The sequence below is a fragment of the Bacillus sanguinis genome (assembly GCF_018332475.1).
Classification (GTDB): domain Bacteria; phylum Bacillota; class Bacilli; order Bacillales; family Bacillaceae_G; genus Bacillus_A; species Bacillus_A sanguinis.
In genome coordinates this window covers 1-1,160 of the sequence record NZ_BOQB01000429.1, presented here as the reverse complement: position 1 = coordinate 1,160, position 1,160 = coordinate 1, and the positions used below count along the sequence as shown (strand labels likewise).

Annotated in this window: 2 protein-coding genes; one reads left to right on the top strand and one right to left on the bottom strand. The window is 35.9% G+C overall.

Annotated features, from left to right (window positions below; all coding sequences use genetic code 11):
- A partial coding sequence (locus tag KI369_RS27160; protein WP_212958682.1) for a hypothetical protein occupies positions 1-302 on the top strand: 302 nt, incomplete at its 5' end.
- Between the two features lie 54 nt (positions 303-356).
- Here the strand turns inward: KI369_RS27160 and KI369_RS27155 are convergent.
- On the bottom strand, positions 357-1,160 hold an 804-nt coding region (locus KI369_RS27155), incomplete at its 5' end, for an MFS transporter (RefSeq protein ID WP_212958680.1).

Genomic DNA, 1,160 nt, shown 5'->3' with positions numbered 1-1,160 from the left:
ATCAAGCAAAAGAAGAAAATATGGAAGCAGTAAAAAACATCATTGATGTTGAGGAACAAAACCCAACTGCTGAAAACTTACAAAATCTATACGCATGTGTATTAGATACTGAAGATATGGCATTGCCTGAATCATACATTGAAGAAGATATCTTAATTGATTCTATTGAAGTTATGGTTAACGCTTCTCAAAGCAAAGTAAGAGACTTAGGTGCTTACGATGTAATCGAAGTTCAAAACAAAGGTAAGAAAACACAAATTTTATTATTAGCTGACGAAGAATACGAAATTATCGAAGGCTAATCTAAATCCGTACATACGAAAAAGCTCCCTTCCAATTGGAAAGGAGCTTTTTCATTATGCTTTTGATGTTGCACTCTTTTTATTCTTTTGTCCTTTTTTAATTACCATACGTTCATTTCCCATAAAGAAAATGAATACGAATGCTAAACCAGCTGGTACCAATGCCCACATAAATGTTTGAACAATTGAACTAGAAAGAGCGTCAATAATTTTATCTAATATTTGCGGCGGGATTTGAGATCTTGCCGATTCCGATAGAATAGCTCTTGAATCTCCTAAAGCGTTTGTATTCATTCCCCCGCTCATCCCTTTAAATGCTTCTTCTAATTGATCTTGAAAACCTGTTCTTTGGATCATTCCGAAGATTGTAATACCAAGTGTCATGCCTAATGAACGAATGAAATTACTCGTTGAAGTCGCAGATCCGCGCTGTTCCATACCGAAGTTGTGAATAGCTGCCATACTTAGTACAGAGAATGAGAATCCTACTCCAAATCCGATAATAATCATATACACTGTTAATAGTGCACGATTTGTTTCTGGCGTTATTGTGCTTAATAAGAATAGTCCAATTAGCATAATAACAGCAGAAATAATCATAATGTTTCGGTAGCTAAGCTTCGTCGTTAAAAATCCGCCTAATTGCGCAGTTACGACTGACCCTAACATCATTGGTAAAAGTAATAGTCCTGAGTTTGTTGCAGTGCCGCCGTATACACCTTGAATGAATAACGGTATGTAAACAGTTGCTGACATAAACGCAGCACCGTAACATAATGCAATAATAGTGCTCATGCCGAATAATCGCTGTTTAAACATTTCAAATGATATGATTGGCTCTTCTACTTTTCGTTCAAT